This window comes from Acinetobacter sp. YH12064 (assembly GCF_013419735.1).
In the GTDB taxonomy this organism is placed as follows: domain Bacteria; phylum Pseudomonadota; class Gammaproteobacteria; order Pseudomonadales; family Moraxellaceae; genus Acinetobacter; species Acinetobacter amyesii.
This window is the reverse complement of record NZ_VOZP01000003.1, coordinates 42,119-55,408: the sequence shown is the minus strand read 5'-3', so window position 1 is coordinate 55,408 and position 13,290 is coordinate 42,119. Positions and strand designations below refer to the sequence as shown.

General features: G+C 43.9%; 27 protein-coding genes. All 27 read left to right on the top strand.

The window, feature by feature from the left end; translation table 11 throughout:
* Positions 1-117: 117 nt before the first annotated feature.
* The 27 genes from rpsJ (at position 118) to FTU13_RS03465 (ending at position 13,287) form a co-directional block, all read left to right on the top strand.
* A complete protein-coding gene (gene rpsJ, locus FTU13_RS03595) occupies positions 118-429 on the top strand; it encodes a 30S ribosomal protein S10 (protein ID WP_000070912.1) in 312 nt (103 codons plus the stop codon).
* Between the two features lie 59 nt (positions 430-488).
* Positions 489-1,127 (top strand): 50S ribosomal protein L3, encoded by a 639-nt coding sequence (gene rplC / locus FTU13_RS03590; protein WP_078189280.1) that lies wholly within the window; start codon positions 489-491, stop codon positions 1,125-1,127.
* 11 nt (positions 1,128-1,138) lie between these two features.
* The gene (gene rplD, locus FTU13_RS03585) at positions 1,139-1,741 is read left to right on the top strand and encodes a 50S ribosomal protein L4 (protein WP_078189279.1); all 603 of its coding nucleotides are present in this window, start codon (positions 1,139-1,141) and stop codon (positions 1,739-1,741) included.
* Positions 1,738-2,058: a 50S ribosomal protein L23 gene (gene rplW / locus FTU13_RS03580; RefSeq protein WP_005012992.1), complete on the top strand. Its 321-nt coding sequence runs from the start codon at positions 1,738-1,740 to the stop codon at positions 2,056-2,058. Before rplD ends, rplW begins: the two co-directional genes overlap by 4 nt.
* An 11-nt stretch (positions 2,059-2,069) precedes the next feature.
* On the top strand, positions 2,070-2,894 hold the full coding sequence (gene rplB / locus FTU13_RS03575; RefSeq protein ID WP_078189278.1) for a 50S ribosomal protein L2: 825 nt from the start codon (positions 2,070-2,072) through the stop codon (positions 2,892-2,894).
* Positions 2,895-2,913: 19 nt separating this feature from the next.
* Positions 2,914-3,189, top strand: a complete 276-nt coding sequence (gene rpsS, locus FTU13_RS03570; RefSeq protein ID WP_004281508.1) for a 30S ribosomal protein S19 — start codon at positions 2,914-2,916, stop codon at positions 3,187-3,189.
* Positions 3,190-3,200: 11 nt separating this feature from the next.
* Positions 3,201-3,530, top strand: a complete 330-nt coding sequence (gene rplV, locus FTU13_RS03565; protein WP_035265103.1) for a 50S ribosomal protein L22 — start codon at positions 3,201-3,203, stop codon at positions 3,528-3,530.
* A 1-nt stretch (position 3,531) separates the two neighbouring features.
* On the top strand, positions 3,532-4,284 hold the full coding sequence (gene rpsC, locus FTU13_RS03560; RefSeq protein ID WP_078189277.1) for a 30S ribosomal protein S3: 753 nt from the start codon (positions 3,532-3,534) through the stop codon (positions 4,282-4,284).
* 3 nt (positions 4,285-4,287) lie between these two features.
* Positions 4,288-4,701 (top strand): 50S ribosomal protein L16, encoded by a 414-nt coding sequence (gene rplP, locus FTU13_RS03555; protein WP_068909575.1) that lies wholly within the window; start codon positions 4,288-4,290, stop codon positions 4,699-4,701.
* The gene (rpmC, locus tag FTU13_RS03550) at positions 4,701-4,898 is read left to right on the top strand and encodes a 50S ribosomal protein L29 (RefSeq protein ID WP_005012982.1); all 198 of its coding nucleotides are present in this window, start codon (positions 4,701-4,703) and stop codon (positions 4,896-4,898) included. The genes rplP and rpmC overlap by 1 nt, the downstream gene beginning before the upstream one ends.
* Complete coding sequence (rpsQ, locus tag FTU13_RS03545) at positions 4,895-5,152, top strand: 30S ribosomal protein S17 (protein ID WP_078192456.1); 258 nt, start codon at positions 4,895-4,897, stop codon at positions 5,150-5,152. Before rpmC ends, rpsQ begins: the two co-directional genes overlap by 4 nt.
* Before the next feature lie 89 nt (positions 5,153-5,241).
* The gene (gene rplN / locus FTU13_RS03540; RefSeq protein ID WP_005012978.1) at positions 5,242-5,610 is read left to right on the top strand and encodes a 50S ribosomal protein L14; all 369 of its coding nucleotides are present in this window, start codon (positions 5,242-5,244) and stop codon (positions 5,608-5,610) included.
* Positions 5,611-5,619: 9 nt separating this feature from the next.
* Entirely contained in the window at positions 5,620-5,937 is a 318-nt protein-coding gene (rplX, locus tag FTU13_RS03535) for a 50S ribosomal protein L24 (RefSeq protein ID WP_180126827.1), read from the top strand.
* 15 nt (positions 5,938-5,952) lie between these two features.
* On the top strand, positions 5,953-6,489 hold the full coding sequence (gene rplE, locus FTU13_RS03530) for a 50S ribosomal protein L5 (RefSeq protein ID WP_067762907.1): 537 nt from the start codon (positions 5,953-5,955) through the stop codon (positions 6,487-6,489).
* A gap of 9 nt (positions 6,490-6,498) precedes the next feature.
* Positions 6,499-6,804 carry a 30S ribosomal protein S14 gene (rpsN, locus tag FTU13_RS03525; protein WP_067762906.1) on the top strand — a complete coding sequence of 102 codons (306 nt, stop codon included), beginning with the start codon at positions 6,499-6,501 and terminating at the stop codon, positions 6,802-6,804.
* A gap of 12 nt (positions 6,805-6,816) precedes the next feature.
* Complete coding sequence (rpsH, locus tag FTU13_RS03520; RefSeq protein ID WP_078189273.1) at positions 6,817-7,212, top strand: 30S ribosomal protein S8; 396 nt, start codon at positions 6,817-6,819, stop codon at positions 7,210-7,212.
* A 13-nt stretch (positions 7,213-7,225) separates the two neighbouring features.
* A complete protein-coding gene (gene rplF, locus FTU13_RS03515) occupies positions 7,226-7,759 on the top strand; it encodes a 50S ribosomal protein L6 (protein WP_078189272.1) in 534 nt (177 codons plus the stop codon).
* A 14-nt stretch (positions 7,760-7,773) separates the two neighbouring features.
* Positions 7,774-8,124 (top strand): 50S ribosomal protein L18, encoded by a 351-nt coding sequence (gene rplR, locus FTU13_RS03510; protein ID WP_067762903.1) that lies wholly within the window; start codon positions 7,774-7,776, stop codon positions 8,122-8,124.
* 2 nt (positions 8,125-8,126) lie between these two features.
* Positions 8,127-8,624, top strand: a complete 498-nt coding sequence (gene rpsE / locus FTU13_RS03505; protein WP_067762902.1) for a 30S ribosomal protein S5 — start codon at positions 8,127-8,129, stop codon at positions 8,622-8,624.
* Positions 8,625-8,630: 6 nt separating this feature from the next.
* Positions 8,631-8,807: a 50S ribosomal protein L30 gene (gene rpmD, locus FTU13_RS03500; RefSeq protein WP_005012961.1), complete on the top strand. Its 177-nt coding sequence runs from the start codon at positions 8,631-8,633 to the stop codon at positions 8,805-8,807.
* A gap of 3 nt (positions 8,808-8,810) precedes the next feature.
* On the top strand, positions 8,811-9,251 hold the full coding sequence (rplO, locus tag FTU13_RS03495) for a 50S ribosomal protein L15 (RefSeq protein WP_078189271.1): 441 nt from the start codon (positions 8,811-8,813) through the stop codon (positions 9,249-9,251).
* A gap of 45 nt (positions 9,252-9,296) precedes the next feature.
* The gene (gene secY, locus FTU13_RS03490; protein WP_171263746.1) at positions 9,297-10,616 is read left to right on the top strand and encodes a preprotein translocase subunit SecY; all 1,320 of its coding nucleotides are present in this window, start codon (positions 9,297-9,299) and stop codon (positions 10,614-10,616) included.
* A gap of 20 nt (positions 10,617-10,636) precedes the next feature.
* Positions 10,637-10,753, top strand: coding sequence for a 50S ribosomal protein L36 (gene rpmJ / locus FTU13_RS03485; protein WP_000867907.1), 117 nt, complete (start codon positions 10,637-10,639; stop codon positions 10,751-10,753).
* Between the two features lie 107 nt (positions 10,754-10,860).
* Positions 10,861-11,217 (top strand): 30S ribosomal protein S13, encoded by a 357-nt coding sequence (rpsM, locus tag FTU13_RS03480; protein WP_078189269.1) that lies wholly within the window; start codon positions 10,861-10,863, stop codon positions 11,215-11,217.
* 19 nt (positions 11,218-11,236) lie between these two features.
* Entirely contained in the window at positions 11,237-11,623 is a 387-nt protein-coding gene (rpsK, locus tag FTU13_RS03475) for a 30S ribosomal protein S11 (RefSeq protein ID WP_001040166.1), read from the top strand.
* A gap of 12 nt (positions 11,624-11,635) precedes the next feature.
* Entirely contained in the window at positions 11,636-12,262 is a 627-nt protein-coding gene (gene rpsD / locus FTU13_RS03470) for a 30S ribosomal protein S4 (RefSeq protein ID WP_078192454.1), read from the top strand.
* Between the two features lie 17 nt (positions 12,263-12,279).
* Positions 12,280-13,287 carry a DNA-directed RNA polymerase subunit alpha gene (locus tag FTU13_RS03465; RefSeq protein ID WP_004650465.1) on the top strand — a complete coding sequence of 336 codons (1,008 nt, stop codon included), beginning with the start codon at positions 12,280-12,282 and terminating at the stop codon, positions 13,285-13,287.
* The last annotated feature ends 3 nt before the right edge of the window (positions 13,288-13,290 follow it).

Sequence of the window (13,290 nt, the reverse complement as noted above, 5' to 3'; positions counted from 1 at the left end):
CACGGCATCGATCGTGACCTTAGTGATATTTCACTGCTCTTGACACTTGCCTCTTTTAAAGTGGGGTGAGATGCGTCAAGGGTGATTCTTTATATATTTGGCTTGGAGTTAACTGGTATGTCTAACCAGAGAATTCGTATCCGTCTTAAGTCTTTTGATCACCGTTTAATTGATCAATCAGCTCAAGAAATCGTAGAAACAGCAAAACGTACTGGTGCACAAGTTTGTGGTCCAATCCCGATGCCTACACGTATCGAACGTTTTAACGTTTTAACATCACCACACGTTAACAAAGATGCGCGTGACCAATACGAGATCCGCACTTACAAACGTTTGATCGACATCGTTCAACCTACAGATAAAACTGTTGATGCATTGATGAAGTTAGATCTTGCAGCTGGTGTTGATGTTCAGATCGCTTTGGGTTAAGGCTTTCGGTTAATTAACGCTCTAAGTTAATTAGGCCGCTTTTTTAGAGGTTTATGCACATGGCTATTGGTTTAGTCGGTCGCAAGTGCGGTATGACACGTATCTTTACAGATGCTGGTGTTTCTGTACCTGTAACAGTGATTGAGGTTGATCCTAACCGCATCACACAAATCAAAACGCTTGAAACTGATGGTTATCAAGCGATTCAAATCACTACTGGTGAACGTCGCGAATCTCGCGTAACTAATGCTCAGAAAGGTCACTTTGCGAAAGCTGGTGTTGCTGCTGGTCGTCTAGTTCAAGAATTTCGCGCTACAGAAGCTGATCTTGAAGGTCGTGAAGTTGGCGGAACTATCGGTGTAGATGTGTTCACAGTGGGTCAAATCGTTGACGTTACTGGTACATCTAAAGGTAAAGGTTTCCAAGGTGGTGTTAAGCGTTGGAACTTCCGTACTCAAGACGCTACACATGGTAACTCTGTATCTCACCGTGTTATCGGTTCTACAGGTCAAAACCAGACTCCTGGTCGCGTGTTCAAAGGCAAAAAAATGCCTGGTCACTTAGGTGCTGAACGTGTAACTACACAGGGTCTTGAAATCGTTGCTATCGACGCAGAACGTTCAGTTCTAGTTGTTAAAGGCGCGGTTCCTGGTGCTACTGGTGGCGACGTTACTGTTCGTCCTACTATCAAGGCCTGAGGGGAAATAACGTGAATTTAAATACTGTTTCCGGCTCTGCTGTTGAGTTATCTGAAGTTGCGTTTGGTCGTGATTTTAACGAAGCTCTTGTACACCAAGTTGTTACAGCTTACTTAGCTGGTGGTCGTCAAGGTTCTAAAGCGCAAAAATCACGTGCTGACGTTTCTGGCGGTGGTAAAAAACCTTTCCGTCAAAAAGGTACTGGCCGCGCTCGTGCTGGTTCTATTCGTAGCCCAATCTGGGTTGGCGGTGGTAAAACTTTTGCTGCTCGTCCACAAGATTGGTCTCAAAAAGTAAACCGTAAAATGTATCGCGGTGCTATGCAATGCATCCTGGCTGAGCTTGTTCGTCAAGATCGCCTTGTTTTAGTTGAAGAGATTGCTGTTGCAGCTCCAAAAACTAAAGAATTGCTTGCAAAACTTAACGACTTGAATGCACCTCGTGCATTAATCGTTACAGATGCTGTTGATGAGAACTTGTATCTTGCTGCTCGCAACATTCCACACGTTGATGTGGTTGATGCTGCTGCAATCGATCCTGTTAGCTTGATCGCGTTCGATAAAGTTGTTATGTCTGTTGCTGCTGCTAAGAAAATTGAGGTAGAACTCGGATGAACAACGAACGTATCTATCAAGTCCTACAAGGACCTGTATTCTCAGAAAAAGCACAAGTTTTAGGCGAAACTGCTGGTGTTCAAGTGTTCAAAGTTGCACTAGATGCAAACAAACTTGAAATCAAAAAAGCCGTTGAGCAACTATTTGGTGTTCAAGTTGTTAAAGTTAACACAACGATCACTAAAGGTAAGACTAAACGCTTTGGTAAAACATTAGGACGTCGTTCTGATGTTAAAAAAGCATACGTCACCCTGAAAGCTGGCCAAGATGTTGAAATGGCTGACTTGGGCGATACCGCTGAAAACGCAGCGGAATAAGGACGAAAATTATGCCGATTCAAAAATGTAAGCCAACGTCTCCAGGACGTCGCTTTGTAGAGAAAGTGGTACATAACCACCTTCACAAAGGCGCGCCATATGCTCCGTTGGTTGAAGCTAAAAAACGTACTGGCGGTCGTAATAACAACGGTCACATTACAACTCGTCACGTTGGTGGTGGTCATAAACAGCACTACCGTATCGTAGACTTCAAACGTAACAAAGACAGCATCCCAGCTGTAGTTGAGCGTATTGAATACGATCCAAACCGTACAGCTCATATTGCTTTATTGAAATATGCTGACGGTGAACGTCGCTATATTATTGCACCTAAAGGCCTTCGCGCTGGTGATCAAGTTCAGTCTGGTAACGATGCTCCAATCCGTCCAGGTAACTGCTTGCCACTTCGCAACATGCCTATCGGTTCTACTCTTCACAACATCGAGCTTAAAATCGGTAAAGGCGCACAATTAGTACGTTCTGCTGGTACATCTGCTCAATTGTTGGGTCGTGACGGTTCTTACGCTATCATTCGTCTTCGTTCAGGCGAAATGCGTAAAGTACACGTTGAATGCCGTGCTGTGTTAGGTGAAGTTTCTAACTCAGAAAGCAACCTTCGTTCACTTGGTAAAGCAGGTGCATCACGCTGGCGTGGCGTTCGTCCTACCGTACGTGGTATGGCGATGAACCCAGTAGACCATCCACATGGTGGTGGTGAAGGACGTAACAAAGGTATTCAACCTGTAAGTCCATGGGGTCAAAAAGCTAAAGGGTACAAAACACGTACCAACAAGCGTACGACTAAGATGATCATTCGCGACCGTCGCGTTAAGTAACAAGTAAAGGAATCTGACAATGCCTCGTTCTCTGAAAAAAGGCCCATTCGTCGATGCGCACTTGTTCGCTAAGGTTGAAGCGGCTATCGCGGCTAATAACCGTAAGCCGATCAAAACTTGGTCGCGTCGTTCGATGATCTTACCGGATTTTGTTGGTCTAACAATTTCTGTACACAATGGCCGTAACCATGTTCCAGTGATTGTATCTGAGCATATGGTTGGTCATAAATTAGGTGAATTCGCGCCAACTCGTACCTATCGTGGTCACGGTGTTGACAAGAAGTCTAAACGTTAATAGGTGCTATGATGGAAGTAACTGCTAAATTACGCGGTGCCGCTATCTCGGCACAAAAAGCACGTTTGGTTGCAGACCTAATTCGCGGCAAATCTGTTGCGCATGCTTTAAATATCTTAAACTTCAGCAACAAAAAAGCTGCAGTTTTAGTTAAAAAAGCATTGGAATCTGCGATTGCAAACGCTGAACACAATAACAGTTTAGATGTAGACGACCTTAAAGTTTCTACGATCTACGTTGATGAAGGCATGAGCCTGAAACGTATTTTGCCACGTGCTAAAGGCCGTGCAGATCGTATTACTAAGCGTACTTGTCACATTACCGTTAAGGTAGGGGTTTGATATGGGTCAGAAGGTTCATCCAATCGGTATCCGCCTAGGTGTTGTGAAACGTCATAACGCTAACTGGTATGCGAATCCGAAACAATATGCTGAATATTTGCTAAAAGATCTTCAAGTTCGTGAGTTTTTAACTAAAAAACTTAAGAATGCGATGGTGAGCAATATTCTTATCGAACGCCCTACAGGCGCAGCTAAAGTAACTATTAGCACTGCACGTCCTGGTATCGTGATCGGTAAAAAAGGCGAAGACATTGAGAAATTACAACGCGAATTAACAGCCATTATGGGTGTTCCTGCGCAAGTAAGTATCAACGAAATCGATCGCCCAGATTTAGACGCTCGTTTAGTTGCTGAGGCAATCGCTTCTCAATTAGAAAAACGTGTAATGTTCCGTCGTGCTATGAAGCGTGCGGTTCAAAACTCTATGCGTGCTGGTGCTAAAGGTATCAAAGTAGAAGTTTCAGGCCGTCTAGGTGGTGCTGAGATTGCTCGTACTGAATGGTATCGTGAAGGTCGTGTACCTCTTCATACTCTTCGTGCTGACATCGACTATGCTACTATGCGTGCTGAGACTACTTACGGTACGATCGGCGTTAAAGTATGGATCTTCCGTGGTGAGATCTTGGGCGGCATGAAACAAGTCATGAACCCAGCTCCAGCTGAAGAACGTCCAGCTAAACGTGGCCGTGGTCGTGGTGAAGGTCAAGAGCGTCGTGGTCGTCGCAATGATCGTTCTGCTGAAAAAGGAGAATAATCCATGTTACAACCTAAACGTACTAAATTCCGTAAAGTGCAAAAAGGCCGTAACACTGGTCTAGCACATCGCGGTAGCTCAGTATCTTTTGGTACTATTGCACTTAAATCAGTTGAACGTGGTCAAATGACAGCACGTCAAATTGAAGCAGCGCGTCGTACAATCAGCCGTCGTATTAAACGTGGTGGTAAGATCTTTATCCGTGTTTTCCCAGACAAACCAATTACTGAAAAACCATTAGAAGTTCGTATGGGTAAAGGTAAAGGTTCTGTGGAATACTGGGTTTGCCAAATCAAACCAGGTAAAGTCTTGTACGAAATTGATGGTGTTAACGAAGAACTTGCTCGCGAAGCGTTTACGCTTGCTGCTGCAAAACTTCCGTTTAAAACCACTATCGTGACTCGGACGGTAATGTAATGAAAACTAATGATCTACGTGAAAAGTCGGTAGAAGAGTTGACAGCTTTGCTTGATGAGCAACAGCTTAACCAATTCCGTCTTCGTATGGCGAAAGCAACTGGTCAATTGGGTAAATCGCACGAAGTTGCGCTTACTCGTAAGACAATTGCTCGTATTAAGACCCTCCTTACCGAAAAACAGGGGAACGGACAATGAGTGAACAAACAGTTCGCACGTTAACCGGTAAAGTAGTTAGCGACAAGATGGACAAGTCTATCGTTGTTCTTATCGAACGCCGCGTTCAACACCCGTTGTATGGCAAATTAATCCGCCGTTCAACTAAATTACACGCTCATGATGAAAACAATGTTGCTAAAGTTGGCGACGTAGTAAGCATCAAAGAAAGCCGCCCAATGTCTAAAACTAAGTCTTGGACTTTAGTTGAAGTTGTTGAAGCTGCTGCTGAGTAATTAAACGTTCTTGCATCATCGGTCAATTTCGAGTACTCTTTGAGCCTTTCGAAATTGCGACCGGTGATGCTCGGTTTTGGAGTAGGGCAATGATTCAAACCGAAAGTATGCTCGACGTAGCAGACAACAGTGGTGCTCGCCGCGTACAATGTATTAAAGTACTTGGTGGTTCACATCGTCGTTATGCTTCTGTTGGCGACATTATTAAAGTTACTGTAAAAGAAGCTATTCCACGCGCACGTGTTAAAAAAGGTGACGTGATGAATGCTGTAGTTGTACGTACAAAATTCGGCATCCGTCGTGCAGATGGTTCAGTTATTCGTTTCGACGATAACGCAGCTGTTATTTTGAACAACAACAAAGCGCCGATTGCAACTCGTATTTTCGGACCAGTGACTCGTGAACTTCGTACTGAACAGTTCATGAAAATTATTTCATTGGCTCCTGAAGTTCTATAAGAGGCACTCATGGCTAAGATTAAAAAGGGCGATCAAGTAATTGTGATCGCAGGTAAAGAAAAAGGCAAACAAGGTACTGTTTTGTCTGTTTCAAATGACCGTGTTAAGGTTGAAGGCCTTAACTTGGTAACGAAGCATCAAAAGCCTAACCGAGCTACTGGCGCTGAAGGCGGCATCGTAACTCAAGAAGCTGAGCTTCATATCTCTAACGTGGCAATTTTTAATGCTACAACCCAAAAGGCTGACCGTGTTGGTTACCAAGTGATTGACGGCGTGAAAACTCGCGTATTCAAATCTAATGGTGAATCAGTGGCGGTAGCGAAGTAATAGGTTGACTAGGCAATGGCCAGACTTAAAACGCGTTACAACGACGAACTTAAGGCTCAATTAAAAGAAACATTGGGCGTTAAGAATGTGATGGATATCCCTCGCATTACAAAAATTACCATCAACATGGGTGTTGGTGCTGCATCAGCTGACAAGAAATTGTTAGATGGCGCTCTTTCTGATATGCAAGCAATTGCTGGTCAAAAACCAGTACTTACTTTAGCTCGTAAATCTATCGCTGGTTTCAAAATCCGTGATGGTTGGCCGATCGGCTGTAAAGTTACTTTACGTGGCGAACGTATGTACGAATTCTTAGACCGTTTGATCTCTATCGCGATCCCTCGTATCCGTGACTTCCGTGGTTTCTCTGCGAAATCATTTGATGGTCGTGGTAACTACTCAATGGGTCTTAAGGAACAAATCATGTTCCCTGAAATCGATTTTGATAAGATTGATCGTATTCGTGGTATGGACATTACCATCACTACGACTGCTCGCACCGATGACGAAGGCCGTGCGCTTATGCGTGCATTCGGCTTCCCGTTCAAATAAGAGGTCGATATGGCTAAGAAAGGTATGATTAATCGCGAATTGAAACGCGAAGCTACTGTTGCTAAATACGCTGCGAAACGTGCTGAATTAAAAGCAATTATCGCAAACGTAAATGCATCAGACGAAGAACGTTTCGAAGCGATGATGAAATTTCAAGCATTACCACGTAATGCGTCTCCAGTACGTCTACGTAACCGTTGTGGTTTAACTGGTCGTCCTCATGGTTACTTCCGTAAGTTCGGTTTAAGCCGTAACAAATTACGTGAAACAGTAATGCAAGGTGATGTACCGGGCGTTGTTAAGGCAAGCTGGTAAGGAGCACTATAAATGAGTATGCAAGATACCGTTGCCGACATGCTAACACGTGTTCGTAACGCACAAATGGCAAAGAAACAAACTGTTTCTATGCCAAACTCAAAGTTGAAAGTTGCGATTGCTAACGTACTTCAACAAGAAGGTTATATCGCTGATGTAGCTGTTGCTGACAATGAAGGCAAAGCGACTTTAACGATTACTTTAAAATATTTCGAAGGCAAACCAGTTATCGATACTGTGAAACGCGTAAGCCGTCCTGGTCTACGTCAATATCGCGGTAAAGATGCACTTCCTAGCGTTAAGCAAGGTTTAGGTATTGCAATTGTTTCTACAAGCAAAGGCATCATGACTGATCGCGCTGCACGTGCTGCAGGTATCGGTGGTGAAGTTATTGCTTTTGTTTCTTAATAGGTGATTCCTCATGTCTCGTGTGGCTAAAGCCCCAGTAACTGTACCTAACGGTGTTACAGTTACTCAGAACGGCCGGCAGGTCGAAGTGAAAGGCAGCAAAGGTACATTGTCTTTCAACCTGCATGCGCTGGTCGAGCTAAAACAGGAAGACGGTACTCTAGTTATTGCTCCTAAAGCTGAATCTAAAGATGCTTGGATGCAGGCTGGTACTGCTCGCGCTGTGCTTAACAACCTTGTAAAAGGTGTTAACGAAGGTTTCGAACGTAAGTTACAGCTTATCGGTGTTGGTTATAAAGCTGCGGTTAAAGGTAACATTGTTAACCTTAACCTTGGTTTCTCTCACCCGATCGACTACAACCTTCCTGAAGGTGTAACTGCAGAAACTCCTACTGCAACTGAAATTGTACTTAAATCAGCTGATAAAGCTAAATTAGGTCAAGTTGCTGCAGAAATCCGTGGTTACCGTCCGCCAGAGCCTTATAAAGGTAAAGGTGTTCGTTATTCTGACGAAGTTGTACTTCGTAAAGAAGCTAAGAAGAAATAAGGCGCGAGGTTCTTATGAACGAAAAGAAACAATCCCGTTTGCGTCGTGCGAAAAGCACACGCTTGCACATCCGTGCATTGGGTGCGACTCGTTTGTGTGTAAACCGCACTCCGCGTCACATCTATGCTCAAGTTATCTCTGCAGATGGTGGCAAAGTATTAGCGCAAGCTTCTACTTTAGACGCTACTCTACGTGCTGGTACTACTGGTAACGTTGAATCGGCTCAGAAAGTTGGTGCTTTAATTGCAGAACGTGCTAAAGCGGCTGGTGTAACTAAAGTTGCATTTGACCGTTCTGGTTTCAAATATCATGGTCGTATCAAAGCCTTGGCTGATGCTGCTCGTGAAAACGGCTTGGAGTTCTAATCATGGCTAAAGTTGAACAAAACGAAGGTCTTGTTGAAAAGCTGGTTGCCGTTGATCGTGTAGCCAAAGTTGTTAAGGGTGGTCGTATCTTCTCTTTCACAGCATTAACTGTTGTGGGTGATGGTAATGGTCGCGTAGGTTTTGGTCGTGGTAAAGCACGTGAAGTTCCAGCTGCTATTTCTAAAGCACTTGAAGCTGCTCGTCGCAACATGATTACTGTTGACCTTGTTGACGGTACTGTTCAGCACCCTATCAATGCTCGTCACGGTGCAAGCCGCGTTTACATGCAACCTGCTTCTGAAGGTACTGGTGTAATTGCTGGTGGCGCTATGCGTGCAGTTTTAGAAGCTGTAGGTGTACGTAACGTATTAACTAAGTGTTATGGTTCTACTAACGCTGCTAACGTAGTAAACGCAACTTTTAACGGTTTGCGTGATATGACTTCTCCTGAGAAAGTTGCTGCGAAACGTGGTTTATCAGTAGCACAAATTCAAGGGTAATCAATCATGAAAACGATTAAAGTTACCCAGACTAAATCTTCATCGCATCGCTTGAAAAATCACAAGCTTAGCCTTAAAGGTTTAGGTCTGCGTCGTATTGGTCATACAGTTGAAGTGCAAGATACGCCTTCTAACCGTGGTATGATCAACCAAGTTTACTATATGGTTAGTGTAGAGGAATAAGCCATGACTCTGCGTTTAAATACAATTGCACCTGCAGAAGGTGCTAAGCGTGACAACCTACGTTTAGGCCGTGGTATTGGTTCTGGCGTTGGTAAGACTGGTGGCCGTGGTGTCAAAGGTCAAAACTCACGTAAGAGCGGTGGTACACGTCCTGGTTTCGAAGGTGGTCAAACTGCGTTATATCGTCGTTTACCTAAATTCGGTTTCACTAGCCAAATGGCTTTGAAAACTGCTGAAGTACGTTTATCAGAACTCGCTAAAGTTGAAGGCGACATCGTGTCTCTTGAAACTTTAAAAGCTGCTAACGTTGTGCGTAAAGATATGTTACGTGCACGTATCGTACTTTCTGGTGAAATTACTCGTGCGTTCACTGTTCAAGGTGTTGCATTGACTAAAGGCGCTAAAGCTGCTGTTGAAGCTGCTGGCGGTAAAGTCGAGGAGTAATCCCCAGTGTCTATGACTCCTAGTTCGACAGGTCATGTTAACATGATGAAAGGCCAGCCTTTTCATGTGAAATATCGTGAAATTATCCGCCGTATGATGTTCCTCATCGGGGCGTTGTTGGTTTTTCGACTGGGAGCACATATTCCAGTACCGGGCATTAACAATGCCGCACTAGAGAATCTGTTTAATGCAAACCAAGGTACGATCCTTGGTTTGTTTAACATGTTTTCAGGTGGTGCATTAGAGCGTATGTCAATTCTTGCTCTTGGGATTATGCCGTATATCTCTGCATCGATTATCGTGCAGTTAATGTCTACGGTTGTTCCTTCGCTGGAAGCTTTAAAGAAAGAAGGCGAACAAGGTAAGCGTAAGATCAATCAATATACGCGACAAGGCACATTGTTTCTTGCACTTGTGCAAGCTGTTGGGATGTGTGCAGGTCTGATTAGTCAAAATATTACTTTGACTAGTGGACTTGCTTTTTACGTTCCTGCTGTAACTTCTCTGGTTGCAGGTACAATGTTCCTGATGTGGTTAGGTGAGCAAATTACAGAGCGTGGAGTGGGGAATGGTATTTCCATGATCATCTTCGCTGGTATTGTTGCTGGTTTGCCGAACTTGGTTCTGCAATCTTTAACCTCAGTAGATAATGGCCAATCAAGCTTAATTGGTCTTGCAATTTTTGCATTGCTATCTGTTGCAGTGTTAGCAGCAATTGTGTTTATTGAGAAGGCGCAGCGTCGTATTCCGGTAAACTATGCTCAAAAACAACAAGGTCGTCGTGTATTTACCGCTCAGCAAACACATTTGCCATTAAAAATTAATATGGCGGGTGTGATTCCTGCAATTTTTGCAAGTTCATTGCTATTGTTCCCAGCGAGCTTAGGGCAATGGGTAGGCAGCGCAGATCCAAATGCTGGCGTGATTAAACGTGGCCTACAAGATTTGGCACTCGTATTGTCGCCGGGTCAACCGATGTATTTGGTGCTATTTGGCGCATTAATTATCTTCTTCTGTTACTTCTATACTGCGCTAGTATTTAGCCCGAAAGAAGTGTCAGAGAATTTAAAACGTAGTGGTGCTTATGTACCGGGTATTCGTCCTGGTGAGCAAACTGCACGCTATTTAGATCATATTTTGAATCGTTTGACTTTTATTGGCGCGGTTTATATCACAATCATCTGTTTAATGCCGATGATTCTACAAAGTTCATTTGGTATTCCATTTAGCTTAGGTGGTACGTCTTTACTGATCGTAGTGGTGGTGGTGATGGACTTTATGGCTCAGCTTCAAGCTCATCTCACATCGCATCAATATGACAATCAATCGTTAATGCGTAAAACGACTGCTCATCCGAAAGGATAAGCGCACTTAGAGGTTTCATTATGAAAGTTCAAGCTTCTGTAAAGAAAATTTGTGGTAGCTGTAAAGTTATCCGTCGTAATGGGGTTATTCGCGTAATTTGCAGCGCAGAACCTCGTCATAAGCAGCGTCAAGGTTAATCTGATCAAGACCTGTTGATTTCAGTAGGCTAATTAGGTTATTATCCGCCCCTCAAAGATTTTGTCGGGCGGTTGATTATCTTAACTGCCTTTTTGGAGAAAATTGAATGGCTCGTATTGCCGGTGTAAACATTCCGGATAACAAGCATGCTGTTATCTCTCTAACGTACATTTTTGGTATTGGTCGCCACACTGCAAAAGCTATCTTAGCTGCTGCTGGTATTGCACCAACAACTAAAATTCGTGAATTAGATGACGCTCAGCTTGATGCGATTCGTGCAGAAGTTACTAAGGTTCCTACCGAAGGTGATTTACGTCGCGAAATTTCCATGAACATTAAACGTTTAATGGATTTAGGCTGCTACCGCGGTCTTCGTCATCGTCGCAGCTTGCCTGTCCGTGGTCAACGCACCAAAACTAACGCACGTACCCGTAAAGGTCCGCGCAAACCTATTAAGAAATAAGATTTCTGGAAGCTAAAAGATGGCTAAAGATACTCGCACACGCAAGAAGGTCACTCGTACCGTCTCTGAAGGTGTTGCACACATTCACGCTTCTTTTAATAACACCATTGTGACTATTACCGATCGTCAAGGTAATGCACTGGCTTGGGCTACCTCTGGTGGACAAGGCTTCCGTGGATCACGTAAATCAACTCCGTTTGCTGCTCAGGTAGCTGCTGAGGTTGCTGGTAAAGCTGCTTTAGATTACGGTTTGAAAAACTTGGACGTCCTTGTAAAAGGTCCTGGTCCAGGTCGTGAATCTGCGGTTCGTGCTTTAGGTGCAGTGGGTTATAAAATTAACAGCATTACCGATGTGACGCCAATCCCGCACAACGGTTGCCGTCCACCTAAAAAACGTCGCGTGTAAGGAGAAACATTCATGGCTCGTTATATTGGTCCAAAATGCAAACTCTCTCGCCGCGAAGGGACAGACCTGCAATTAAAATCTGGCGTTAAACCATTTGACGTCAAAACAAAAAAAGCTGCTAAAGCACCTGGCCAACATGGTGGCGCTCGTGGCGGCAAACAATCTGAGTACTCACTACAATTACGTGAAAAACAAAAAGTACGTCGTATGTACGGTGTTTTAGAGCGTCAATTTAGTAACTACTACAAAGAAGCTGCTCGTGTTAAAGGCGCAACAGGTGAAAACTTGTTGAAACTTCTTGAAAGCCGTCTAGATAACGTTGTTTATCGCATGGGTTTTGGTTCTACACGTGCAGAAGCTCGTCAGCTTGTATCTCACCGTTCAATCACTTTAAATGGTCGTCGTGTTAATATCGCGTCTATCCAAGTTAAAGCTGGTGACGTTGTTGCAGTTCACGAAGGCGCTAAACAACAATTGCGTATCAAAAACGCAGTTGAGTTAGCGACTCAACGTGGCATTCCATCTTGGATTGAAATTGATCATTCTAAATTGGAAGGTACATTCAAAGCTGCACCAGATCGCTCTGATTTACCTGCTGAAATCAACGAAAGCTTGATTGTAGAATTGTATTCTAAATAATCCTTGAGGTAGCAATAATGACGCGTACTGCAAATGAGTTTCTAACTCCGCAAGCGATTAAGGTCGAAGCGGCAAGCGGGACCTCGGCAAAAGTTATTCTAGAACCATTAGAGCGTGGCTTTGGTCATACTCTTGGTAATGCTTTACGTCGTATCCTTTTGTCTTCTTTACCTGGCGCAGCCGTGGTTGAAGTAGAGATTGAAGGTGTCGAGCACGAGTACAGTACTTTGGAAGGCTTGCAGCAGGACATCGTCGAGCTCTTGCTGAACCTAAAAGGATTGTCTATTAAGCTGTTCGATCAAAATGAAGCTTATCTGACATTGGAAAAACAAGGTCCTGGCGACGTTACAGCCGCTGACCTTCGTTTACCACACAATGTTGAAGTGGTTAACCCTGAACATTTGATCGGTACTTTAAGTGCTTCTGGCTCATTAAAAATGCGCCTGAAAGTTTCTCAAGGTCGTGGTTATGAGACTTCTGATTCACGCTTCCCTGAGGGCGAAACTCGCCCAGTGGGTCGTTTGCAATTAGATGCTTCTTACAGCCCAATCAAACGTGTGTCTTACACAGTGGAAAACGCTCGTGTAGAACAACGTACTGACCTTGATAAACTGATCATTGATCTTGAAACCAACGGTACTGTTGATCCTGAAGAAGCTATCCGCAAAGCGGCAACAATCTTGCAACAACAAATTGCAATTTTTGTTGATCTTCAGAAAGATCAAGCACCAGTTGCTCAAGAGCCTCGTGAAGAAGTTGATCCGATTTTGCTTCGTCCAGTAGATGATCTAGAGCTTACTGTTCGTTCTGCTAACTGTTTGAAAGCAGAAAATATTTACTACATTGGCGATCTTGTTCAACGTACTGAAGTTGAGTTGCTTAAAACTCCTAACTTAGGTAAAAAATCGTTGACTGAGATTAAAGATGTTCTGGCATCGAAAGGCTTGCAATTGGGCATGCGTTTAGAGAACTGGCCACCGGCTAGCCTCCGCATGGACGATCGCTTTGCTTATCGTAGCCGTTAATTA

Coding starts and splice junctions, on each gene's coding strand:
- rpmJ (WP_000867907.1), top strand. CDS start 10,637: ATGAAAGTTCAAGCTTCTGTAAAGAAAATTTGTGGTAGCTGTAAAGTT.
- rpsJ (WP_000070912.1), top strand. CDS start 118: ATGTCTAACCAGAGAATTCGTATCCGTCTTAAGTCTTTTGATCACCGT.
- rplB (WP_078189278.1), top strand. CDS start 2,070: ATGCCGATTCAAAAATGTAAGCCAACGTCTCCAGGACGTCGCTTTGTA.
- rplN (WP_005012978.1), top strand. CDS start 5,242: ATGATTCAAACCGAAAGTATGCTCGACGTAGCAGACAACAGTGGTGCT.
- rpsD (WP_078192454.1), top strand. CDS start 11,636: ATGGCTCGTTATATTGGTCCAAAATGCAAACTCTCTCGCCGCGAAGGG.
- rpmD (WP_005012961.1), top strand. CDS start 8,631: ATGAAAACGATTAAAGTTACCCAGACTAAATCTTCATCGCATCGCTTG.
- rplR (WP_067762903.1), top strand. CDS start 7,774: ATGAACGAAAAGAAACAATCCCGTTTGCGTCGTGCGAAAAGCACACGC.
- rpsE (WP_067762902.1), top strand. CDS start 8,127: ATGGCTAAAGTTGAACAAAACGAAGGTCTTGTTGAAAAGCTGGTTGCC.
- rplF (WP_078189272.1), top strand. CDS start 7,226: ATGTCTCGTGTGGCTAAAGCCCCAGTAACTGTACCTAACGGTGTTACA.
- rpmC (WP_005012982.1), top strand. CDS start 4,701: ATGAAAACTAATGATCTACGTGAAAAGTCGGTAGAAGAGTTGACAGCT.
- rplO (WP_078189271.1), top strand. CDS start 8,811: ATGACTCTGCGTTTAAATACAATTGCACCTGCAGAAGGTGCTAAGCGT.
- rplP (WP_068909575.1), top strand. CDS start 4,288: ATGTTACAACCTAAACGTACTAAATTCCGTAAAGTGCAAAAAGGCCGT.
- rplW (WP_005012992.1), top strand. CDS start 1,738: ATGAACAACGAACGTATCTATCAAGTCCTACAAGGACCTGTATTCTCA.
- rpsN (WP_067762906.1), top strand. CDS start 6,499: ATGGCTAAGAAAGGTATGATTAATCGCGAATTGAAACGCGAAGCTACT.
- rplE (WP_067762907.1), top strand. CDS start 5,953: ATGGCCAGACTTAAAACGCGTTACAACGACGAACTTAAGGCTCAATTA.
- secY (WP_171263746.1), top strand. CDS start 9,297: ATGAAAGGCCAGCCTTTTCATGTGAAATATCGTGAAATTATCCGCCGT.
- rplV (WP_035265103.1), top strand. CDS start 3,201: ATGGAAGTAACTGCTAAATTACGCGGTGCCGCTATCTCGGCACAAAAA.
- rpsM (WP_078189269.1), top strand. CDS start 10,861: ATGGCTCGTATTGCCGGTGTAAACATTCCGGATAACAAGCATGCTGTT.
- rpsS (WP_004281508.1), top strand. CDS start 2,914: ATGCCTCGTTCTCTGAAAAAAGGCCCATTCGTCGATGCGCACTTGTTC.
- FTU13_RS03465 (WP_004650465.1), top strand. CDS start 12,280: ATGACGCGTACTGCAAATGAGTTTCTAACTCCGCAAGCGATTAAGGTC.
- rpsC (WP_078189277.1), top strand. CDS start 3,532: ATGGGTCAGAAGGTTCATCCAATCGGTATCCGCCTAGGTGTTGTGAAA.
- rpsH (WP_078189273.1), top strand. CDS start 6,817: ATGAGTATGCAAGATACCGTTGCCGACATGCTAACACGTGTTCGTAAC.
- rplX (WP_180126827.1), top strand. CDS start 5,620: ATGGCTAAGATTAAAAAGGGCGATCAAGTAATTGTGATCGCAGGTAAA.
- rpsQ (WP_078192456.1), top strand. CDS start 4,895: ATGAGTGAACAAACAGTTCGCACGTTAACCGGTAAAGTAGTTAGCGAC.
- rplC (WP_078189280.1), top strand. CDS start 489: ATGGCTATTGGTTTAGTCGGTCGCAAGTGCGGTATGACACGTATCTTT.
- rpsK (WP_001040166.1), top strand. CDS start 11,237: ATGGCTAAAGATACTCGCACACGCAAGAAGGTCACTCGTACCGTCTCT.